We start from the raw sequence: 21,968 nt of genomic DNA, 5'->3' as shown, positions 1-21,968 counted from the left end.
AAACGAGTAGGGCAAAGGGACGTTTCTAACCAAAAACAGCCAACCAGATCGTATGCCCACCACAAGCCGGATCTTCCGTTGTTTGCTCAACGACCCTAAAACCATGGGCATCGAGCAACGCAACATATTCATCGTGGTCCAGGCTGGCATGATAAAGCGTTTCACCCTCGAAGCTGCCCAACGCAACGCCATGGGCCGTTCCACTGGTAAACATCAGAGCGGCACCAGGTTGGGCATGGGCCTGGAAAATCGGGAACATTCGACGCTGATCCTCAGGCGTCAGATGAAAGAAACTGTCCCACGCCAGAATGCCAGCGAAACGCTGTTCAAGCGCCAATTGGCGCATGTCGGCCACATGCCAATCGTGCTGCGCAAAACGTTGCCGACACAAGGCGATCATCGCCATGGACGAATCAATGCCAGACACAGCGTGTCCCGCGCCGATCAAGTAACCAGCCATGGGTTCGGCACAGCCACAGCCGATGTCGAGGACATGACCAGCCGCAACTGTGATCACCACTTAAAGCAGGTACCGAAGTTATATGTATGATTTATAAGGATATATTTCGTTCTAGCAGTTAAAAACGGAAAAACCTCGAATAGCTAGCTTTCTGCCGAATTTACTGAATCTGAAGATGTTTTAAATGTTGAAAAACACCTAACCCACTGAATTCTATCTATTTATATTATCTAGAGAGGGAAAAACTCTTAGTTTGCCTTCGGTGGCTGCTTTTCCCTCTTTCAAAAGTTGTTTTCGTTTAAAGTAATATTATACGTAGTTTATTGTCTCGAGCAAAAAAAAATTCGGGAAATGCACTCGAAGGGTATGCGGCGCGCGCGCAAAAAAGTTTATTCTTACTGCCCAATATCGACGAGGTGAGCCGATGAGAAGCAAAAAAAATAGGAGCGCGCGCTGCGAAGAGGTGGAGTTTGAAGAACTTAAAGAGGCCAAGCGTCGAAATGATGTAATTCAAAAGTACTTAGATAAAGAAATAACATATAAAAGTGCACTGGGCCTAATCCCCTGTTCGAAAACAACGTTTTACAAGCTTATTCATAAATATGATGAAAGCTCTGGGTCGACTGCCCTGATTCCGACCAAACGAGGCCGAAAAAAAGGTGAAAGTCAACTTGCTGAAGCCGTTGAGGATATTATTAGGGACTCCATTAAGAGTAAGCTAACAAGTAGAGTAGCCGGGCCATCGGCCGTGTGGAAGCGCGTTAAGGATAGGTGCATAGAATCGAGCTTGCCCATACCGAGTCTGGGGTCTGTGGCGAAGAGAGTTCACTCCATCAGTCCGCTAGAACTGCGGAAGCTACAATACGGCGCTGCGGATGCCTATGATAAATTAGCAATGAAACCTGGCCGCCTCAGATTAAGTCGGCCTCTGCAAGTGACACAGATTGATCACACGCGTGTCGATATTATTCTATGTGATGATGATCGGGCGCCGCTCGGTAGGCCTTGGCTTACCGTGCTAATTGATGTCAAAACTCGGGTGATACTGTCCTATTATCTATCTTGGCATAACCCGTCATCCGTCTCGGTGGCCGCAACGATAGCCTTTGCGGTAGCAAATAAAGCAGATTATTTAGCAATGATAGGCTGTGAAGATATCAGTTACCCCTTCTCCGGAAAACCTGAAGCTATCAACTCGGATAATGCGAAAGAGTTTAGATCGCTTAGCATGGAGAAAGCATGCGCAAAAAATAAAATTGATCTGAACTGGCGGCCCCGTGGTAAAAAACACTACGGAGGGCACGTAGAACGATTGATAGGTACTCTCATGGGGGAGGTTCACTTTTTGCCTGGCACGACTTTCTCTAATACGAAAGTGAGAAAGGGTTACGACAGTGAGAAAAAATCGTGCATGACCTTCCTAGAGTTTTCCCGGTGGTTTGCTACGCAAGTTGCAATTTATCACTGCACTGAACATTCAGCTATAAAAAAAACTCCCGGAGACGCATGGCTCGATTACTTTGGTCCGCATAATCCAAATATTCTAACAAGTAACGAGAAGGCTGAATTAACTATCGATTTCCTCCCCCAGGATAGGCGCACTATTAATCCAAAGGGCTTGCGCTTCAAAAATAATTACTATTACTGCCCAGATTTGGCACCTTACGTCGGGAAGGACGTTTTGATAAAGTACAACCCATTATCCATGAGAAGAATCTGGGCGCGCTTGAATGACGAATACATAAATGTGCCATTTTCAGATCTTGCTCAGAATGACAATCTTCTAGAAAGCGCACGTATTGGTGGGTTGAATCAACAAGAAAAATCTAAAACTCGATGGGTTACGGAGGAGGGAAGGGTAAAGCTTAAAAAAAATGCAGATGAGATAGTAGTGAGCTCACAAGCTGCGACCAGAAAAGAAAGAAGGCAACAAGCAATAATAAGGGAGCATGGTCCTCGATTGCCTGTAGAGGTTCACTCAACAGTCAGTATTGACTATTCAAAAAAACCTACTCCCTTCAATAGCGAGGGCTGAATGGACCTTTCACATATAAAAGACGCCAAGCGCTCGTTTGCGATGTATGGGGTTCTTGAAAGAATCGAAATTATAAATAAGAATATTTGGGTGGATTGTCCACAGTGTTCACGGGTGGAACGGGTTGTTAAAAACATGCTCAGTGCTCGGGGTGTAACTCCTGCACCTTGCCTCCTTGTCTGTGGAGAGGGTGGCGCCGGGAAAACCAGCATAATCAGTAGAATAAGCAGTAAGTACGCCGCAGTCGATGGCGTCGTAGCCTTCGCAAGTCTGTCGGAAAATCCTGACAATCTACGTTTTCGAGATTTATTGCTTTTGGCTTTGGGCGTACCGCTAAAAGCACAAGGAGGGGCCGGGAAAATCCCGAACGGATTGGAGAAATATCTTCAACTTAGAAAAATATCTGCGATCGTCATTGACGAATTCCATGATGCGTTGCTGGCACAATTGGGCGAGCAACGAAAGAATCTCTCTTTGCTCAAAACGCTTTCCGGACCACCCTATCATCTGAGGGTCATGGGTTTCGGTACGTTCTCAGCAGTAAATGCGCTTAAGCAGGATCCCCAGCTCGAAAGACGGTTCGAAATTCTTAAGCTATTACCGTGGGTTGAAGGTGATGAGTTTAGGAGTTTTCTTGCGTCGATCGAAGAAAACTTACCACTTCGTAAAGCTTCTAAGCTTTATTCTGCGGAAATTGTAAATTATCTCTTGACAAACACCAGGGGCACCATGGATGAGGTGTTGAAGGCTATTAAGTTTGGAGCAATCCACGCACTTACGAATGGAGAAGAAAAGATAACGGTGGAAAGCATGAACGAGGGATTCATTCGCAGATGGGATTACTAACAAACAAAAAGTATAGAAGGCTTAGAGGGTTTCCTCAGCCGTATAGCGACGAAACGTTATCTTCATGGCTGTTCCGATGCGCAGTCAGCAGGAAGTGCGTCTTAACTATTGACGCTGTCGAATGTTACGTAGAAAACTCCGTGCGAAACGGCATTGACTACGATTTTAGTTTTGGTGAGATGTTTAAAACGTTTTGTTCTCGTTTCGGTATAGACTATTCTTATTGCAAGGCATTTTTTGCTATGCACCCAAAAGATATAGTCATGAGTATACCTAGCAGGAATTCTTTCTGCAGGCAGTGTCTTGATGAGGATGTTAAGCTTCGTTCAGCTCCATATTGGAGGAGGGCATGGTGTCGGTTTGATGTAGCATATTGCTCAACGCATAAAACCCTCCTCACGACTACCCGAGAAAATTATGGACTATATCGCTCCTGGGAGTCGTTCGCGCATTTTTCGGGCTTTGATTACGAGAGAAGAGGCGACAGAATAAAATATGAATTCGCAACATTAAAGTTTTTAGGTTTCAAGGTTCAGAATTGGCTTTACACCAAACGAAATGATATCGCCCGCAATGCAGGCGCAACAAAGCTAATCCGTGATCTGTTGAGTAGTTTTTTGTCGCTGCGCACGGATCAACGATACTGCGGGATCGCCAGGGTAGCATTTAGCTATGCACCTCAGGTCCCTATAACTCATAGAGATTATCATTACAGTTTATGTATGTACCACGGCGCAAGAAATTCAAATTCAACACAACGGAAAGCAGCGCTAATTATGCTTGGCGTCGTGCTGGGCTTTTATGATGAGCTGCAACTGCAGAAATTAGGAGATGCAGCGTCGTATAGTTCTGGCCTATTTCCCAGCAACCCTAAAGAAGCCGGAGCTACAGTCCTGGAGCTTCTGAGCGAGCCGGAGAGGGAGTGGTATGCGTCGCTGTTCCTAAATATCCCACCAGTCGGCGGCTTGGATATCTACGCTCGGCTGGAAGAGTTTCTATCGACTATCAGAGGGCCAGAGTATGACCGATAGGTGGGTCGCACGGCGCTGTCGAAGTTTTCTCAATGATGAATGCCGGCTTCACGTCGGGGTTGGCTCACACAGACATAATCCTTTTTTTTTAAAGATGCGTAATCGTATGCATAACTTGATCATGTATCCGAATCCTCCTGCGAGTCCTGAGTCAGTAGATTTGCAGCGAGGCTATTCAGCAGCGAACCCGCCTGAAAATAGCCCATCACCGTGCTGACACTGCGGTGTTCGGTCATGGCCATGATTTCGCCTAACGGCACGCCCTGGCGCCCAGCTTCGGTCACGAAGCCTGATCTTAAGCTGTGCGCCGCCCAATCCCCCTCCAAGCCCGCCAGCTTCGCCCGGCGTTGCACGATACGCGCCACTTGATCTACCGATAGGGGCGTGATTCCAACCTTGTTGCCTTTATACATCCGCCGAAACAGCGGGCCGCTGTCAGCGGGGGCGACGGCCAGCCAGGCAGAAAGGGCCGCTGCTGCCGGACCCCGCAGAGGCTTCTCCCGACGAACGCCGCTGGTGTCGGTCTTGGTGACGCCTAGGGCGTAGAGCCAGGTGTCGGCATCCAGTTGGCGCACATCGCTCACTTGCAAGCCGACCACCTCGGAACGGCGCCGGCCGCCACCACTCCAGGCCAGCAAGAGCAGCGCCCGATCACGAATGCCGCGCACGCCGTCGTCACAGGTGGCGAGCAGCGCCTGCAACGGCTCGAGCACGATCGCGGTTTTCTTGCGCACGTTCATGCCCTGGCGTGACTGGGCCTTGCGCGCCTCGCGCAACAGGGTCTTCAGCGCCGGCGCCTCGGTCGGACTGTCCCACTCGTTGAGCCGGTGCCATTTACCAAGCACCGCCAGGCGATGACTGACGGTGTTGAACGCCAGTGGCCCCAGCTTGGCCTTGACCCGGGCGGCGACCAGCGCGGCGTCGATCGACGGAGGCAGCAGGTGCGCCCAACTGCCGTCAGCCAATGGCCGGGCCAGATGGTCGAGGACGAACTGCACGGCCACGGTAACGGGCAGCGGCGCGTCACCCAGCGCCTGGCCGTAGCGCAGCTGCAGCCAGGCCGACCAGTAGGCGAGGGCACTGCGGTAGCTGCGCACGGTGTTGGCCGCGGTGCCGGCGGCGATAAATGCTGCCGCCGCTTCCTGGGCGCTGAGCGCGAGGACATGCAGGTCCAGCGGGGTTTCGTCGACCAAAGACAATTGATCTGTAAGATCTATTACGTTCAACGTATTATAATTCCATAATTCAAGAAATAACATCGGATAACATTCTCTTATCAGACCTAATATAGCCGGAGGCGGGCCATGGCAGTAGGGGTACCCGAACACGACGTATTTGCCGCCGCGGATGCGGTGTTGGCCCGCGGCGAGCGACCGACGGTTGAACGCGTACGCCTGGAGCTCGGGCGCGGCAGTCCGGCACGGGTCGGCGGCTTGCTCGATCAATGGTGGGCGCGCCTGGCCGAGCGTCTGAATGGCGAGACCCGCCTGCCGGCACTGCCGGGTGAGGTGTCGCAGGCCTTTGTCGCGGTGTGGCAGCAGGCGATTCACCTGGCGCAGGGTGTCGCCGAGCAGGCGCTAGCGGAACAACGTCAGGTGTTGATCGCAGAACGCGAACGGGTGGCGGCGGTCGAAGACCGGGCGCGTCAGGACGCTGTGCAATATCGCCAGCAGGCGGCCGAGTCCTTGGCTGGGCGTCAGTCAGCCGAGTTGCGCCTGGCCGACCTGGAACTGCTGTTGGCGCAGCGTCAGACGCAGATCGAGGACCTGCAACAGCAGCGTGAAAGCATGCTGCACGAGCGCCGCGAAGTTCAGCAGCACAACCAGACATTGCAGCAGGAACTTGAGGCGCAGCGGCTCAAGGTCGAGCAGGAGCGCGTGGCCCAGGAGACCTACGTCCGTAGCGTCGAAGATCGTGCGCACCGCGAGGTCGATCGGGCCCGCGAGGAAAGCAAAGCGGCGAGCGCTCAGCTTAAGGAGGCCAATGGCCGCTTGCAGGCCATGCAGCAGACGTTGCTCACCAGCCAGCGAGACCTGTCCGAAGTCTGCGAACAGCGCGCCAGCGCCCAAGCTCAAGCCCATGTCCTGCGCGAACAATTGGAGCAGAACCGTCAGGCGGGCGCCGGCGCGGCTGGACAGTACCAGGTGCTACAACAGCGCCTGCAGCGCGCCGAAGCGGAGTTGACCAATGTTCGCGAACAAGCCGCTGCGGCGCACGCCCGCGCAGAGACCTTGGGCGAACAATTGGGCATTGCCAACCGGAGTACAACTACTGCAGAGCGCCCTAGACGTCCACGCAAAGCGCCGCTTAAAACCAGCTGAGACACCAGCAGCGGTCAACAAACGGCGGTGGAGATGGTGTTTGGGGTGAATGGCGACAACAATTAGCGTCCCCCTCGGTGCAAGCTTCCTCAGGCAGTTGTGCCCGCTCACAAATTGGGCTCAACTCGGGCTAGGTGCCTCTGATTTTCGCGCGTACGTGATGCGATTGCTACTAGGCGAGGGATTTCGACTTGTGAGACCAACGCGTCACCGGCGTCGATCCGCAGAGAAGACTGCCATGCACGGGAACTCCCCCCTGAGTTGCTGCCCCCCCTCACTACAAGGATTTGGTTTGGCTCCAGTGTTGCGCGTCGACTTGGCGCTAGGAAAGAGGTCTATAGCTGAGTCCGGGTGCATCTGCAGCGGAGTCACCCCGTACGCATCGGTATTGCGCAGGCCAGTGTCTCGCGTTTGTTGATCCCTTTTCTTTGATATCTTCACTGCGCCGTCGTAGGCAACTTTCCAAGTGAATGTGTATGTCAAAAACCAAGGACTCAGGTGTAACCAAAAAGAAGGATGAAAAGGGCCGAGCGTTAGTGACTGTGGAGGGCGAAGTGGTGATTTGGGGTGGTACTTTACGGCCGGTGCCACCACCATGTAGAGCTGGAGCGCGGTCAGTTGTTGTGGATCGGAGTAGCTGATCGAAACGCTCCGGGCATCCATCCGTGTGAACTGAGTTTCACTGCGTGTACTTGGGCGATCCTGGGGATTATCAACGGCGTTAATGCGGATCGCTCGGGGAGCATGCCCAAATATCTCGCCGAATTGCATGCCTCAGCCCCACACTATGTCTTGTCGCTTCACCGGGAGAGCGCATTTATACTCGAGCTATCCGGCTCCCCCCTCCCCGAAGTATCCGATCAAAAACAAAAATGCCAGTCAGCTTAACTAACCGGCATTAGCTCTTAGGCGTGTTTTTTCTTGAGATTCTATTTGTTTATCGCCCCGTTGCCTGCAGGGAGTATCCTCTGTGACAATACCTCGTTGCATCTTTGGCAGTTATGTTGGCGCTAACGCGCAGTTCTAGCCGTTAGGCGTACTAGCTCACAAATATTAACTAGGGACTCTAATTCAAAAACATTCCGTTCTATTTCTTCAATTATTGATAAAGGAAGATGCCCTTCACATAATGCCCGGAACTTGTTAGTGAGCCGCTTTTTCTGCGCATTGAGGTCATTTTCCGGACGGCTCGAATCATGTTTCCGCTCTACTTCACGTCCGTCTCGCAACTTGATGCGCACTATGGTTTCCGGTACTCGCAATCCCGGATCGAAAATCACTTGTGTCAATTCTTGCAAAGCCAGAATCTGTGGATCTGCTACGTTTTCGTCATTGAAAGCACTTGGGTCTGCTGTGTTTTTGCCGAGCAAGGCCATCGCCACCGTATGTTTAAGGCTGAATTTGGCCTGCAGCGGCGTTAAAGGACAAGCAATATTACAGATATCGTCGCAATGTGGGTTCACGTGAATATCTAGCGCAACAACATTGGATGCCTCTACATTCTCAGTGCGAGCGAGGTAGAGTGCGCTTTCAATAGCTGAGTGAGTCTCGTAACATGAGTTGTGGTATTTGAAAAGATTGGTTTCCAGATGATAGTCATAAACAGGCGCTTCGTCCGTGGTCTTCACAGCGAAGTCTGCTACATAACGAGGAGACCTCAGTGCGCAAAGTTCAGCCCAATCGGACGAGTGCGTCCGGGCGAAGCCAAGGCGATGACCTATCATGTCCTCTGGCACATCAACCCCTTTCTGAGCCAACATCGCGGCTACAAGACCGCTACGTGCAGCCTCTCCTACCTGCAACGCCTTGCATGAAGATCCAAATGCTGCCTTCAAACCTGCCGCACGAGTTGATGCAATCCCCAGTGCCCGTGACGTAGCGTCCGCGTCAAGTCCTAGCAAACGAGAAGCCGCCGCAGCAGCTCCGAAACAGCCCATTGTTGCTGTCGCGTGAAAGCCGCTCGAATAATGATTAGGTGCAATCAACTGGCCAACTCGACAGGAAATTTCGTAACCGGCAATAAACGCCTCCAATAGGCGTGCGCCGCTGGCATGAATTTCTTCGCCAAGCGCTAACGCCGCTGCAAGCACTGGCGCGGAGGCATGGCCAGGAACGGAAAAATTTACGTCGTCGTAGTCTAGCGCATGCGATGCCGTGCCATTGATCGAGGCCGCCGCAGAGGCTGGAAGACGATCCAGATTGCCTATAAGAGTGCAGCGAGGGTGACCTCCTTCAGACACCATAAACTCGACAAGCTTATCTGTAATTGACTCATCGGCACCGGCTATGCTCACACCCAGCCAGTCAAGTACAGCTTGGCGAGCAATACCCAGTACGTGTGGGGGAATACTTTCTAACCGGATGCTAACTGCTAAAGAAGCCAACTCAAAGGTGATATTTTCTTTTTTATTTTCCATAATACCCTAACCGAAATGTGATTTCCCGCTTTTCAGAAGTTTGCCGAAACCAAAATTATCAACCGCGCAAGCTACTTAAATGCCCCTGAATTCGAATTTCTTCCGAATCAGAATCATGTGCCGCAATTTTTAATACGTTCGAGTCAATTATCCTAAGTGAGAACTACCCTAGGAAAGGGTCCAGCAATGCTCACGAAAGCTCAAGCGAATTAAAGTCTTGATTCGTTTGAAAAAAGCTCAACCGACTAGGGACGAGTTAAAATATCCTCTTTATAAACCACTCTTCCTCTAGATTGATTTTTCCTCAACCTGGTGATGCGTAAAACTCGATTGTCTGCAGCTTGCGTTAACTTTGTAATTGAGTCGCTGCGTGACTATTTCTGCCTTGGTCGTCGAGATCAGAGATCAGGACTTAATCTGTTGCGATTAATTATAACTTTCCAACTACAAAAATAACGAGACTACTTGCATGGCCATAAAAAAAAGAAAACCGATTTACAAAAACCTGACTTTTCAGGTTGTCGCTGCCATGGGGTTGGGTATCGCTTTAGGGTTCCTCTCACCGGAACTAGCGACTAAGTTCAAAATCCTTGGAGATATTTTTCTAAAGCTAATAAAGACTGCCGTGGCCCCTTTGGTGTTCTTTACAGTAGTTCAGGGTATCGCTTCCGCGGGAGATATTAAACGAGTCGGTAAGGTAGGCGTGAGGGCGATAGTTTATTTTGAAGTTGTTTCAACGATCGCATTATCCATAGGACTCCTGTGGGGCAATCTGCTCGATATCGGTGCCAACATGCATGGCGCCCACCCCAGTAGCGCTGCAACGGCGGCGGCCAACTCGGCAGTGGCCAAGGCCCATGCCCCCACATCGACCATGGAGTTCTTTTTTGGAATTTTTCCAGATAATTTTGTGGGGGCGTTCTCAGGTGGGCAAATGCTCCAGGTGCTCGTTATCTCTGTCGTATTTGGCTTCGCCCTTTTGGCTCTTAAGCCGGAACGTCGAAACTTTATTGACGACGGATTAACTCGGATCTCTGAATGCTTCTTTGAGTTCATCAACTTGATTATGAAACTTGCTCCACTCGGAGCCTTCGGTTCCGTTGCCTACGCCGTCGGGAGTAACGGCAGTGCAGTGTTGATGTCGTTGGCAAATCTTGTGCTTATGTTCTACGTCATTGTCGCCTTTTTTATCTTCGTTATTTTAGGTGTGATATGCCGTATGTCCGGATTCAGCCTGTGGCGATTCTTGAAGTACATCAAGGACGAAATCCTAATCGTTTTAGGCACTGCCTCGTCAGAAAGTGCCCTACCTCGTCTTCTGCAAAAGCTTGAAAAATTTGGCTGCTCCAAGCAGAGCGTTGGCTTGGTGCTGCCAACAGGCTACGCGTTTAATCTTGATGGCACTTCTATTTACATGTCGCTTTGCATGTTATTCATTGCCAATGCGTATGGCGTTCCACTCAGCTGGGACCAGCAACTAGGGATTCTAGCGATTATGCTACTGACATCCAAAGGAGCAGCAACAGTCAATGGCGGCAGCTTTGTCGTTTTCGCGGCAACGGTGAGTGCGATCGGGGTGTTGCCGGTCGAGGGGCTCGCATTGATTTTTGGAGTGTATCGGTTTATGTCCATGGCGAATGCAATCTGCAATACAATCGGTAATAGTGTGGCTACCGTGGTGGTATCTAGATGGGCGGGAGAGTTTTCAGAACAGACAGCACAGATTGAATATGAACGCACACTTGGACGAACACCCAATGCAGCGCTGTAATTTTCTTCGACGCAGGCCAGTGATTTTCGAAATGTGATTTGGCACGACTGCTTTAATTTCATACACGTGTGAATGCAGGAAGGATCGGTAAATTAGGTCCCGTATCCTTCCGGCAAGTCATCTACCCAGCCCTACAAAGCGCAAGCTGCGCATCTATGCTTAAGTGGACACCAGTTTTAGCCTTTTAAGCTGGTACTCTATCCGAGAGTGCGCTCAGACCGGTGTCTCGATTGCCGGTGTCGTGCTGAGCGATAGCCTCAACGCGAACCTCGTCCACAAATGGATTCGAATGCAAGCGCAAAAAACACGGAACTGCAAACTTTTTTTATTCCGTTCCCCATGCAGTTAACCGGAACAAATTCGCAAGCTGCATCAACGAATATCTGCGTTGAAATCCCACACCAGCGTGACACTGTCAAAGTGAACTGGCCGACCGAAAGCGCGGCTGTCTGCGCGACCTTTCGTCGAGATCAGTAGCGATGATCTACATCGACTCCATCTGGCTCGCCACCGGGACGATGGACAGACGCGCCGGTACCGAAACCGGTCTGGCGGGTGATCACCGTGTTCCGTGCGGTGCAGTTGCACTGTGTTTATTTGTTTGCCAACCGCCGCTCCAGCCCAGGCCGTGTAATTGTCCGATGAGCCTATCGTCGCTTTTAGGCTGCTCTGGCAAAATCTTCGGAATGACTTCACTTCCGAATCTCAAACAATCCGCCACCAGTGATGATCGAGGCAATCACAACGTAGATTCACGCAGTGATTGTGGGGCTTAGGGAGGGATAGGTCTTAGTACTCATGACGGCATCTCTTCGCGATCATGGTGACTGAAGACTGTCTGTTGAAATGGTCTCTCGAGGAATTAGCTAAAGTCGCTAATCGGCGGTGTAAATACTCTAGACAGTGATGTATTACCGGGCTAGACATTGGGTCAGGAAGGTCATCACAGACTGCACTGGTGCGCTATTACGAATGTCGCTATGAGTCACCAGCCATACTTCGCGCTCTAGTCCCGGCCCAAAAATGGCGGTGGACCGCAGTGAATATTGTTCGCCGAGAAAGTAGGGTAGTGCAGCAAGTCCGACACCTGCTTTCGCTGCCATTGCCTGAATGTTCAGATCGTTGCTGCGTAGCAGAATTGGGCGATCACCGGCCTGTTTCATCAACCATAGCTGCTGAGTGGTTTGCTCCATGCTTTCGTCATAGGCGATGAAGGTCATCTGATCGGCGGGTGTCCGGTCCAGATAATCGGCAGAGCCATACAAGGCAAATGGAATGGTTGTGATTTTTCGCGCGACGAAGTCGGGCTCTGTAGGGCGGCTCAAGCGAACAGCGATGTCCGCTTCCCGACGAGTGAGGGATGCGCTGCCTAAATTGCCTAGCAGTTGCAGAGAAAGTTGAGGATATTGCTGACGAAGTTTCCCTAGGTGCGGAGCAATTAATGAACAGGCCAACGCAGGCGGTGCGCTGACTGTCACCTCTCCGACAACCCCGACCTGACCTGCTAATGCACTGCGCTCCACTGCAAAGGATTCGACTTCCATGCGTTTGCCCAAAATGGCAATTCGTTCGCCGTCCGCTGTCAGCACGTAGGACCTGGGCCGACGGTCTACCAATTTAAGATTCAATGACGATTCCAGTGCACTGATTCGCCTTGCTACTGTCGCGTGATCAACTTTTAACCTGCGTGCTGCTGCGGATAACGACTGTTCTTGAGCAAACACCGAGAAGTAGCGCAGATCTTCCCAATCAAACATCACGTACGTCCTTTGCCGGATTATGGTGCTTGCCTGGCACGTGACAACTCCACATTGCCACGGCTAGGCTGCCGATTGAGCGGTTCACAAACAGCATCAGTTCTGAAAGTTGCACGATTGGGCAAATTTTCGATAACTGATTCGTTGCACACTCCCTGCGGTCGTACTGTAGGTCATATACGCCACGATCACTTGGCACGTTGCGGAATCAGGTTCATCCATGGCAATCACCTTGGCCACATCGAGCTTCATTGCATAGCTGTAAGGGGTGGTGGGGGGCACGGTGTCCTGATCTGCATAAGCAAAAGCGCTAACGGTTGCAATCACCAGAGTGCCAAGGGTGGTTATAAATTTCATGATATTTCTCCAGAAGTCACATTGTTCACCTTTATGATCGTCGTCATATCGGCTTGTGATCATTCTGATGAAACACCTACATGCTGAAAATTCCCCATCCCTGCACACGTTCTATGCTTTTTTGCACAAAGGAACCATCACTCGTGCCCGGCCATCACCATCGTGCCTCCAAGTATCTGTTATAGTATTGCTTATCCCAGAACTCTCAGAAATGCCAATGCGAATACAACTATTATGCCTAACAGCGGAACCATGAAGAGTTGATAGAAGAGTCTGCTGCGCTCGGCATCTTCCTGGACACCTGCCAGTGCCATGGCGCCTGCAGAAGAAAACGGTGAGAACCCAGTCATGATTGCACAGGAAGTAATGACGGAAAATAGCACTGTTGGACCCACGCCCGTCTGTGCAGCCAGGCCCGGTACAATTGGATATAACGTTGGCATTACTACACCAAGCGTACTTGAAAAAAAGCTCATGATCCCAGCGCAGATTCCGGTGGCGTAAACCACTGAGTTACTTCCGACATGTAACCCCAACCATTGAGATAAAACGTCGATGGTGCCAGCCTTCGTTGCTACGGAGATGAGCATTCCCATTCCACACAGCAATATGATGATTGACCACGGCACTTTGGCCAAGGCAATGCGTTCATCTCCGATTTTGCACATCAGCGCCAAGACGACACCCAGTATTGAGATGAACGTTGGATCTACTGCTGATCTGACAGTTATGAGGATTCCTTGTCCAGGGATAATTACAGCCAAAAGGCTAGGTATAACGACGAGTCCCAATATGAATAGCACAAGAACGACTGTTTTACGCTGCACTGCATCTAATGGAGGCGGAGCATCGGCCACCAAACATCGGGTTTTGTAGCCTTGCAGCAACAGATAGGCGGCAACAAATATTACAGTTTGTACGATTAGTGAATCCAACAATAATTGGTGTGTAAAGAGTTCCGCAGTGGGGGTGTTGAAGCCCATTTGTTCAAAAATTCCTTGGGTTACTCGACCACCGAGGCTAATGCTATTGAAAGTAGTGGCCATTCCGCCGCATACGACGATCACAGCACCCAGCAGTCGACTCATGCCGGTTTTGCTTGCGACTGCCATAACCAGGGGGGAGAGAAAAACAAATACTGCGTAGTGTCCTGGTCCCATGCCAGAAATCAGCATTACCAGTGCATATAAGGCAAAGGGTATCATCGCAGGACGGTTGCGTGTCGCATAGACGACCCGGTTTGCTATTTGCTCAAGTGTGCCGTTTGCGATCGCAAATCCGAAGAAAAACGTGACACCAAAGATGATTAGGAACAGTTTTGTAGGCCAGAGTGTGACCAAATCGTTCAGCGATGTACCGGGTATGCAAACGCTGAGTAAATAGGCGAATACAATCGCCAAGAGTCCGGTGTTGACGTTTAGCCAATAGCCGATACCGATGGACGCCAGGATCGCTAATAAAATCAATATAGTAAGCATCGAAACCTCTTCCTTTTATTCTTGTTGTTGACCGGGACCGATCGGCCCCGGGGAAGGACGAGTAATTAGTGGTGAGGGAGGAAGCGCGGGACATCAATGCCTTGCTTCCATCCAAGCAAAGCGTCAGCAGCGGCGTCAGCGAATTGTGCATACATCTCATCGGTCGGCCAGCCGATATGGGAAGTGAGGATTACATTGGAGAGGCCAGTCAAGGCATGCCCTTTAGGCAGGGGTTCCTGATCGAATACATCCAGTGCTGCGCCAGCTATACGACCTTCTGCAAGAGTGTGCACAAGCGCGGCTTCATCGATAATGGGGCCGCGTGCGGTATTGACAATGTAGGCTGATGGTTTCATCAAGGCCAAACGCCGTGCGTCAATCAGGCCTCTCGATTCTGCAGCCAACGTAGCATGAACCGAAACGATGTCGGACTGCTTCATCAACTCATCCAGGTCCAATGCCTTGGCTCCAACCGCTGTAGCGATTTCCTCCGTAAGCCTGGGGCCCCAAGCGACGACATTCATGCCAAACACTTGGGCGATCTGCGCTACGTAACGACCGATATTGCCCATACCCACAATGCCCAGCGTTTTGCCGCGCAGAACTCGCGTCATGGGCGTCGGCCAATCACCATTTTTGACCGCGTTGTCGACCCATGGGATTTCTCTCATCAATGCCATCATCAATCCGAAGGTGAATTCACCCGCACTGGTGCAGAACCCCCCAGTCGCTTTGGCAATCACGATACCCAGTTTTTGCGCGGCTTCCAGATCGATATGGTAAGCATGATTGCCCGTCTGAGCGATAATACGAAGATCAGGCAATTGCTCCAAAAACTCCGCAGTGAACAAGGTCCGCTCACGATTGGCAATGACCGCATCAAAACCTCTCAAATCGCTCGGCCCGCTAATAGGTCCAGTGAAGATTTCGACCTGAGCGTGCTCACGCAATCGGCGGATACCAGCGGTATTTTCGTAGGCATGGTGAATATCATTAAGGACGGCAATTCGCATTCTCATATTCCTAATAGTTTAGGGAGTAACTCGGGCGGTGATCTGTCGTCCAAGTTAGCCAGCTCACCCAATACAGACAACTGAGTTTTTTGCCATTCTCGATTGCAAAAAAATCAAAACGGTAGCTTGGTCAATAATGGCATCCGCGTTATCAAATGGGAGAAAAATCTCAATGCATTCTATTTGACTCCATCTTTAAGCTCCAAGTTATGCGAGATAATGATTAAAGCATGTCATTAGTTGTATAAGGAGGTTGGTTGATGTCGCGCTGACACAGTTTTTTTATGCTCAATGTAACAAGTCTCAATTACCTTGTAAGCTGAGTGATTAACTTGTTGCCGCCGATCGCTTGTTGTCAGTGATGAGTGAAGTTCCATATTCATTCATTTTTCAAAGTGCGTATTTGCGTTTCCTGTGGAGACGCAGTCGACTTGGCAGTTTGTATTCATCGTTTAAGGTCAATAAACGAGTCAGCGGCCATTCGCTATCCCGTGCTGAATCTTGCGGAGTAGGGTAAATACGCGGTGCCCAAGGGGTGTCAAGTTTATGTAAGGCGCTACGAATGTGGGGGCGCTAGTAGATCGACCAGCTGTTCAATAATTTCAATCACGTCCTGGCCAGGACCAAAACAAGCTTTGACTCCCAAGCGCAGTAACTGTCGCGCGTCGGCGTCCGGAATGATTCCTCCCACCACCACCGAAACGTCGAGTTCGCGTTCGTTCAACAGGTTCAGCAGTTCAGTGAGTAATTCGTGATGTGCCCCGGCCAGGCTGGAAACCCCAATCAAGTCCACCGGGCTATTGTCTTCCAGCGATTCCAGTAATTGAATCGGCGTTTGAAACAGCGGCAGAAGACGCACCTGTAAGCCTGCATCGGAAAGCGCCGCAGCCATTAGCCGAATCCCACGGTCATGCCCGTCCTGACCCAGCTTGCTCAGAACAATCCTGGGCGGCCGCCCATGGTGAGAGGCAAAGTTCGAGATGCGCGCAGCGACCCGTGCCCAACCAGGTTGTTTGCACACGGAGGGGCGAAAGTGACCGCGGTGAAAGCTCAGGTCCTGCCGAAATCGTGGCCAGACCATTTCCAGTGCCTGGGTGCATTCACCCAACGTCGCCCGAGCTCTGATGGCCGCCACGGTCGCCTCCAGCAAATTGCCCTGGCCCGAGCGTGCGCACTCAGTGATCGAATGCAGAAGGGCTTCAACCCGAGTAGTGTCGCGCCTAAGGCGCAAGTGGCTCAGGCGTTGGCACTGACGGTCGTGCAGTGCCTGGCTGTTAATGGTGGACGTTCCTTCTTGCGTTGTCTGTACTTGTTCGCTAGAAGCAATGCGCCGTTGAATCCCGCCGTCAAGGCGTGCCTGGGTGGCCATGGCTTGCAAATGAATGGCCTGACTGATCCAACCGGACTCTATCGACTGCAGCACTCCACCCCGGGCATCAATCTCTGCGATTCGTTGACGAACCAGCGAAGCTATTTTTGCTGTCAGTGATTCCATCATGTAGGACCCAGCCCAAGGATCGACTACATCACAAAGCCCGGTTTCCTGCTGCAGGATATGCTGGGTATTGCTGGCCAACCTGGACGACGCCTCACTGGGCAATGTCAAGGCTTCGTCCCAGGCATTGGTGTGTAGAGACTGCGTGCCACCAAATACCGCGGCCATGGCCTGGACGGTGGTCCGCGTGACATTGTTGAGCGGTTCCTGAGCGCACAGCGACCAGCCTGAGGTCTGGCAGTGCATGCGAAGTGCCCGGCCTTTTTCACTCTGCACGTCCAGGGCCTGGGTGATTTCGGACCAGAGCAGACGGGCCGCGCGACACTTGGCGATTTCGGTGAAAAAGTCGTTGCCGATGCCGAAAAAGAAACTGATTCGTTCACAGAATCTTTGCAGGTCCAGCCCGCTTTTTTGCACCTCCTCGGCATAGGTTCTGGCGTTGACCAAGGTCAATGCCAGCTCCAGCACCGCATCCGCACCGGCCTCCTGAAAGTGATAGCCGGACACCGAAATCGGGTTGAACCGCGGCACGTGTTCGTTCAAGTAGCCGATCACGTCCGTGGTTATGCGCATTGAGGGTTGTGGCGAAAAAATGTAGGTGTTGCGTACCGTGAACTCTTTGAGAATATCGTTCTGGATCGTGCCGCTGAGTTGAGTCGCAGCGACGCCGGATTCTTCTGCGGCAACGATGAACGCTGCCAACACCGGCAGCACTGCGCCGTTCATGGTAAGTGACACCGACACCTGGTCCAGAGCGATGCCGTCTAGCAGTTCAGCCATGTCCTCGACGCTATCGATGGCGACACCAGTCTTGCCGACATCCGCCTGCCATTGCGGATCACTTGAGTCGTAACCGCGATGAGTCGGCAGATCGAAGGCCAGTGATATACCCGTTGCGCCCTCGGACAAACGTTGCCGCAGACGCTGATTGCTGGCGTCGGCACTCGCGAATCCGGTGTACTGGCGCACGGTCCAAGGTTTTTCCGGGTACATGCTCGAATAGGGGCCACGCACAAAAGGCGCTTTGCCGGGCAGGCTGTGCAGGTGCTCGAGACCGTCCAGGTCACTGCCGTGGTACACCGACTTGAGTCGCAGGCCTTCGGGCCGCCAGAGAGGAGTATGGCTCATGGTCGGCTGCAATCGGAGAGGTGGATTTTGCGGGTGAAAATGTCAGCTAGCTTAAAGAGGTCGCTGCGCCGATACACTTCACACCAGTGCAATTCTCGATGACCTGACTGGCTGGTGTGCAGTCTGAGCTGCATGCTGTCGCTGATATTGAGGTTGCCGTAGAAGTGCAGCTCGCGTTGACGAATGTGGCCGGGGCGGCGCAATCCCAATAGGGCCCATTCCGCACGTTCGACCATGGCCTGAAAGTTGGCGAAGTACAGGAGGTCGGCACCGTTGAAGTCGATGTCAGGACAGGGCGTAAAATCAAATACGCGCGCCTCGGTTGATTGACGGTCAATGCTGAAATGACTGCGCCAGTCGCCGCTGCGTACTCGCCGATTGTCGGCGTGCAGTGCTTGCAACGCCTCAGGTAGCGGGGTCACGGGTACTTGAGTGCCGTTCAAACATGCTTTGCTGACACTGCGATTATCGCCCGGTACGTGACGGCTCACAAAGGTGGACAGCAATGCCAGTTGCCCCACAAGGCGATCACCCAGTCTAACCTCATGTTCGCTGTAATGCCGGGCCTGTCCACCGCGCCCGATCCGCGTATGAATCTGGAACGTGCGATTCTCGATGATGGCTTCCAGCTGTAAATTCCACGTTTTGACTGCGGTGAACGCGGCATAGGCGATGCGCCCTCGCTCATCGACGAAATCTGGCAGAGGCCGATCATGCAGTTGGGCCAGTGCGAGCCAATGTTGATGCCCGCATTCTTTCAATAACCAATTTTCCGACAGGCCGGTGAACGCCAGGTTGGGCATCGAAGCCAGGTAGGTTTCTGAACGTGAAACGGTGAAAGCAGAGGTTGTCGGCATGGTAGGCATCCTGGATCTGCTGTTATCGATGGCCCGTTTGGCCTATCGGTTGCAGCACTCAGAAGCGAAGGTCGTGCCAGCACGTTGATGGTTTCAAGCTAATCGCTAACTATTTGATAATAAATATTATTTTTTAGTGTCCGATACGCCTGGGCATCGCTGATGGCGTCGCAGAAATTACGTAATTACGTGGAAATACGAATTTTCGTAGAGGCTTTTACGAGATTGCGTGGTCAAGTGCCAAACCATGCCCACGATCGAATCAGTTCTCCAACTTGATTTCCAGCCGCTTGAACCTCGACGCCAAGGTCGTGGGTTTCAGGCCCAGCAGTTCGGCTGCACCACCTTTTCCAAACAGTTTGCCGTCGGAGGCCTTGAGCGCGGCCTGCATGTTGTTGCGCTCCAGTTCCCGAATCTGCGCGTCAGTCATGATCTGGGGCGAGGGGGCAAGTTTTTGGGTGACGGTGGTTTTAGGTTCGTCGGGCAAGTCCAGGTTCAGATCCGCCCCGACGGAGGTGATAAGGGCGCGCTCAATGACGTTTTGCAGTTCGCGAATATTTCCCGGCCAGGAGTAGCTTTGCAGCCGCTCGATGTCGCTGTTACGCAGGCGCCGCCCTGGCATGTTCAGGCGCTTGCCGGTCTGCTTGAGAAAGTGCACCGCCAGGGGCGCAATATCAATCGGACGTTCACGCAGTGCCGGAGACTGGATCGGGAAAACGTTGAGCCGGAAATACAAGTCTTCACGAAAATGTTTCGCAGCGACTTCCTGGCGCAGATCGCGATTGGTCGCGGCAATGATCCGCACATCGACCTTGCGGGTGCGTTCTTCGCCGACACGTTCGAACTGGCCTTCCTGCAAAACCCGCAGCAGTTTACTTTGCAGCTCCAGCGGGATTTCGCCGATTTCGTCGAGAAACAGCGTACCGCCATCGGCCAGTTCAAAGCGCCCGACGCGATCTCGCACAGCGCCGGTAAAGGCACCGCGAATATGCCCGAAGAATTCGCTTTCGAACAACTCGGCAGGAATCGCCGCACAATTGACCCGGATCAGCGGGCTGGCATTACGACGGCTGGCCTGATGGATGGCGCGAGCGATCAGTTCCTTTCCCGTACCCGACTCGCCGTTGATCAACACGCTGGCATCGGTGGGGGCGACCACGTCGATCTGTTTGATGATTTTTTTGATCGGCTCGCTCTGGCCGACGATCTCGCGGAAGTTGTGCTCGATGTGAATCTCTTCCTGCAAATAAGCGTTTTGCTCTTCGAGCCGCTCCTTGAGGACCTTGAGTTCATCCAGGGCATTTTGCAGTTGGGTTTCGGTGCTGCGCCGCTCGGTGATGTCGCGAAACACCACCACCGCACCGACGATTCGGCCGTCGGAAATCACCGGAGTGCTGGTGAATTCCACCGGAAACGAACTGCCGTCTCGGCGCCAGAACACCTCCTGACGTCCTTCGTGAACCACGCCGTCGCGCACGGCTTTGTAGATCGGACACTCTTCGACCGGATAATGGCTGCCGTCCGCGTGAGTATGGTGGTGGATGCGATGGATGTTCTTGCCGATCATGTCCTGCGGCTCCCAGCCCAGCATGCGCGCGCCGGCCGGGTTGACGAAGGTGGCCAGGCCATCGCTGTTGATGCTGTAGATGCCGTCGCCCACGGAGCTGAGCAACAGTTGGTTATCGCGCTCGCTTTCCTGAAACAGGTTGAGAATGTTGCGCCACTCGATCAGCCCGCCGCGCATGGTGCGCTCGGTATGCGCCTGGTCGCGCTGGTACTTTTCATGACTCAACTCGCGCATCACCAGAATCAAGTGCTGCTCACCCTTGATCTGCAAGGTGGTGGCGGAGATTTCCAGCTCGATGCGCTCGCCGCTTTTGCAGTTGCAGCTCAACTCTTCGGTCCAGCCACGACCTTTGTCCATCACTGCCTGGGTGAACACGATCAGGTCGGCCAATTGATGGCCGAACAGCTTGCTCACCGGCAGTTCCAGCAACTCCTGACGCGGGTAGCCGAGCAACTTACAGGCAGCAATGTTCAGGTCACCCAGCCGATCAGAAAACGGGTTGAGCAGCGCGATGGCCTCGGCGCAATGCTCGAACACCATGTGCCGCGACGAATACGCCAGATCGGCCCAGCCGCTGAGAGAGTCTGTTTCAGTCATGGCTACGAAGTCTCGTGATTGGCTGCTACGAATATTCGTATTTCTACGGGAATGCGTGATTCACCGATAGCATCAGATACGCAATATAAAACCGGATCAGATGGTCATTCGTAACCTAATCAATCACTTACCACTGCACAGAAAATAATTTTATTTCCTGGCACGGCGTTCGCTCTCTCTCCTGTAACCCGGCAGCCAATACAGGCTGGCGTTCAAGCACGAAGCAACTGGAGAGCGACACTATGCCAACCGTGGACATCCCCCATTACAAAGACGGCGACTTCCTGGTCAATTACGAAGAGAAAGTCTTCGAAGACATCAAGGCCGAGCCTGGCGAAAAAGTCCTGATTACCTTCCACACCATCGCCTTCGAGGGCTCCATCGGCCTGGTCAATATGCTTCAGGCCAAGCGTCTGCTGCGCAAAGGCTTCGAAACCAAAATCCTGCTGTACGGGCCAGGCGTGCAACTGGGCGTGCAGCGCGGTTTTCCGACCTTGGGCGCTGAAGCGTTCCCTGGTCATCTGGCGGTGAACAAGCAACTCATTCAGTTCATGGAAGAGGGCGGCGAGGTCTATGCCTGCCGATTCGCTCTGCAAGCGTTGTACGGCCAAACCGAAAAAGCCCTGATCGAAGGCATCCGCCCGATCAACCCGCTGGACGTGATGGACCTGCGTCTGCTGATGCGCCGTGAAGGCGCAATGATCATCGATACCTGGACGGCCTGACAGCACAGAACTCCCTATGGGAGCGAGCTTGCTCGCGATGGTGGTGTGACTGATACACCGCGCCGCCTGAATCGCAGGCAAGCCAGCTCCCACAGGACCGCTGTCCATCTTCC

Annotated in this window: 16 protein-coding genes; 6 read left to right on the top strand and 10 right to left on the bottom strand. The window is 52.4% G+C overall.

Annotation, left to right across the window (positions count from 1 at the left end; translation table 11 throughout):
* Positions 1-25: 25 nt before the first annotated feature.
* Positions 26-460: a class I SAM-dependent methyltransferase gene (locus PMI26_RS30225; protein WP_081500921.1), complete on the bottom strand. Its 435-nt coding sequence runs from the start codon at positions 458-460 to the stop codon at positions 26-28.
* Positions 461-884: 424 nt separating this feature from the next.
* Here PMI26_RS30225 and PMI26_RS28370 point away from each other — a divergent pair, with 424 nt between their 5' ends.
* The 3 genes from PMI26_RS28370 (at position 885) to PMI26_RS31275 (ending at position 4,372) form a co-directional block, all read left to right on the top strand.
* Positions 885-2,495 (top strand): Mu transposase C-terminal domain-containing protein, encoded by a 1,611-nt coding sequence (locus tag PMI26_RS28370; RefSeq protein WP_007969996.1) that lies wholly within the window; start codon positions 885-887, stop codon positions 2,493-2,495.
* Positions 2,496-3,341 carry a TniB family NTP-binding protein gene (locus PMI26_RS30055; protein WP_007969995.1) on the top strand — a complete coding sequence of 282 codons (846 nt, stop codon included), beginning with the start codon at positions 2,496-2,498 and terminating at the stop codon, positions 3,339-3,341. It begins immediately after the preceding gene.
* Positions 3,342-3,481: 140 nt separating this feature from the next.
* On the top strand, positions 3,482-4,372 hold the full coding sequence (locus tag PMI26_RS31275) for a hypothetical protein (RefSeq protein ID WP_338009678.1): 891 nt from the start codon (positions 3,482-3,484) through the stop codon (positions 4,370-4,372).
* 119 nt (positions 4,373-4,491) lie between these two features.
* On the opposite strand, the gene PMI26_RS28375 is transcribed toward PMI26_RS31275, so the two are convergent.
* Positions 4,492-5,598, bottom strand: a complete 1,107-nt coding sequence (locus tag PMI26_RS28375) for a site-specific integrase (RefSeq protein ID WP_033047306.1) — start codon at positions 5,596-5,598, stop codon at positions 4,492-4,494.
* Between the two features lie 78 nt (positions 5,599-5,676).
* Here PMI26_RS28375 and PMI26_RS28380 point away from each other — a divergent pair, with 78 nt between their 5' ends.
* Positions 5,677-6,693 carry a DNA-binding protein gene (locus PMI26_RS28380; protein ID WP_007969991.1) on the top strand — a complete coding sequence of 339 codons (1,017 nt, stop codon included), beginning with the start codon at positions 5,677-5,679 and terminating at the stop codon, positions 6,691-6,693.
* Positions 6,694-7,703: 1,010 nt separating this feature from the next.
* Here the strand turns inward: PMI26_RS28380 and PMI26_RS30220 are convergent.
* The gene (locus PMI26_RS30220; protein ID WP_007969988.1) at positions 7,704-9,110 is read right to left on the bottom strand and encodes an MmgE/PrpD family protein; all 1,407 of its coding nucleotides are present in this window, start codon (positions 9,108-9,110) and stop codon (positions 7,704-7,706) included.
* A gap of 469 nt (positions 9,111-9,579) precedes the next feature.
* On the opposite strand from PMI26_RS30220, the gene PMI26_RS28385 reads away from it, so the two are divergent.
* A complete protein-coding gene (locus tag PMI26_RS28385) occupies positions 9,580-10,881 on the top strand; it encodes a cation:dicarboxylate symporter family transporter (RefSeq protein ID WP_007969986.1) in 1,302 nt (433 codons plus the stop codon).
* 911 nt (positions 10,882-11,792) lie between these two features.
* On the opposite strand, the gene PMI26_RS28390 is transcribed toward PMI26_RS28385, so the two are convergent.
* From PMI26_RS28390 to PMI26_RS28420, 7 genes are all read right to left on the bottom strand, one after another.
* Positions 11,793-12,638 carry a LysR family transcriptional regulator gene (locus tag PMI26_RS28390; RefSeq protein WP_007969985.1) on the bottom strand — a complete coding sequence of 282 codons (846 nt, stop codon included), beginning with the start codon at positions 12,636-12,638 and terminating at the stop codon, positions 11,793-11,795.
* 96 nt (positions 12,639-12,734) lie between these two features.
* Complete coding sequence (locus PMI26_RS28395; RefSeq protein WP_007969984.1) at positions 12,735-12,995, bottom strand: DUF2790 domain-containing protein; 261 nt, start codon at positions 12,993-12,995, stop codon at positions 12,735-12,737.
* 191 nt (positions 12,996-13,186) lie between these two features.
* Positions 13,187-14,473, bottom strand: a complete 1,287-nt coding sequence (locus PMI26_RS28400; protein WP_007969983.1) for an SLC13 family permease — start codon at positions 14,471-14,473, stop codon at positions 13,187-13,189.
* Between the two features lie 65 nt (positions 14,474-14,538).
* The gene (locus PMI26_RS28405; RefSeq protein WP_007969982.1) at positions 14,539-15,486 is read right to left on the bottom strand and encodes a D-2-hydroxyacid dehydrogenase family protein; all 948 of its coding nucleotides are present in this window, start codon (positions 15,484-15,486) and stop codon (positions 14,539-14,541) included.
* 556 nt (positions 15,487-16,042) lie between these two features.
* Complete coding sequence (gene scpA, locus PMI26_RS28410; protein WP_238540782.1) at positions 16,043-18,121, bottom strand: methylmalonyl-CoA mutase; 2,079 nt, start codon at positions 18,119-18,121, stop codon at positions 16,043-16,045.
* Positions 18,106-18,966, bottom strand: coding sequence for a Pnap_2097 family protein (locus PMI26_RS28415; RefSeq protein WP_007969980.1), 861 nt, complete (start codon positions 18,964-18,966; stop codon positions 18,106-18,108). The genes scpA and PMI26_RS28415 overlap by 16 nt, the downstream gene beginning before the upstream one ends.
* A 262-nt stretch (positions 18,967-19,228) precedes the next feature.
* Positions 19,229-21,130, bottom strand: coding sequence for a sigma 54-interacting transcriptional regulator (locus tag PMI26_RS28420; RefSeq protein WP_007969979.1), 1,902 nt, complete (start codon positions 21,128-21,130; stop codon positions 19,229-19,231).
* Between the two features lie 242 nt (positions 21,131-21,372).
* Between PMI26_RS28420 and PMI26_RS28425 the strand changes: the two genes are divergently transcribed.
* Positions 21,373-21,855 carry an MSMEG_0572/Sll0783 family nitrogen starvation response protein gene (locus PMI26_RS28425; RefSeq protein WP_007969977.1) on the top strand — a complete coding sequence of 161 codons (483 nt, stop codon included), beginning with the start codon at positions 21,373-21,375 and terminating at the stop codon, positions 21,853-21,855.
* Positions 21,856-21,968: the final 113 nt, after the last annotated feature.

The sequence above is a fragment of the Pseudomonas sp. GM33 genome (assembly GCF_000282295.1).
Lineage (GTDB): Bacteria > Pseudomonadota > Gammaproteobacteria > Pseudomonadales > Pseudomonadaceae > Aquipseudomonas > Aquipseudomonas laurylsulfatiphila.
The sequence above is the reverse complement of the archived record's forward strand: the minus strand, read 5'-3'. Positions and strand labels throughout refer to the sequence as shown.

What these genes read in the sequence shown, in the direction of transcription:
- PMI26_RS28395 (WP_007969984.1), bottom strand. Translation starts at nt 12,995, where the DNA reads ATGAAATTTATAACCACCCTTGGCACTCTGGTGATTGCAACCGTTAGC.
- PMI26_RS30225 (WP_081500921.1), bottom strand. Translation starts at nt 460, where the DNA reads ATGGCTGGTTACTTGATCGGCGCGGGACACGCTGTGTCTGGCATTGAT.
- PMI26_RS28415 (WP_007969980.1), bottom strand. Translation starts at nt 18,966, where the DNA reads ATGCCGACAACCTCTGCTTTCACCGTTTCACGTTCAGAAACCTACCTG.
- PMI26_RS28420 (WP_007969979.1), bottom strand. Translation starts at nt 21,130, where the DNA reads ATGACTGAAACAGACTCTCTCAGCGGCTGGGCCGATCTGGCGTATTCG.
- PMI26_RS28405 (WP_007969982.1), bottom strand. Translation starts at nt 15,486, where the DNA reads ATGCGAATTGCCGTCCTTAATGATATTCACCATGCCTACGAAAATACC.
- PMI26_RS30055 (WP_007969995.1), top strand. Translation starts at nt 2,496, where the DNA reads ATGGACCTTTCACATATAAAAGACGCCAAGCGCTCGTTTGCGATGTAT.
- PMI26_RS28370 (WP_007969996.1), top strand. Translation starts at nt 885, where the DNA reads ATGAGAAGCAAAAAAAATAGGAGCGCGCGCTGCGAAGAGGTGGAGTTT.
- PMI26_RS28385 (WP_007969986.1), top strand. Translation starts at nt 9,580, where the DNA reads ATGGCCATAAAAAAAAGAAAACCGATTTACAAAAACCTGACTTTTCAG.
- PMI26_RS28390 (WP_007969985.1), bottom strand. Translation starts at nt 12,638, where the DNA reads ATGTTTGATTGGGAAGATCTGCGCTACTTCTCGGTGTTTGCTCAAGAA.
- PMI26_RS30220 (WP_007969988.1), bottom strand. Translation starts at nt 9,110, where the DNA reads ATGGAAAATAAAAAAGAAAATATCACCTTTGAGTTGGCTTCTTTAGCA.
- PMI26_RS28400 (WP_007969983.1), bottom strand. Translation starts at nt 14,473, where the DNA reads ATGCTTACTATATTGATTTTATTAGCGATCCTGGCGTCCATCGGTATC.
- PMI26_RS28380 (WP_007969991.1), top strand. Translation starts at nt 5,677, where the DNA reads ATGGCAGTAGGGGTACCCGAACACGACGTATTTGCCGCCGCGGATGCG.
- PMI26_RS28425 (WP_007969977.1), top strand. Translation starts at nt 21,373, where the DNA reads ATGCCAACCGTGGACATCCCCCATTACAAAGACGGCGACTTCCTGGTC.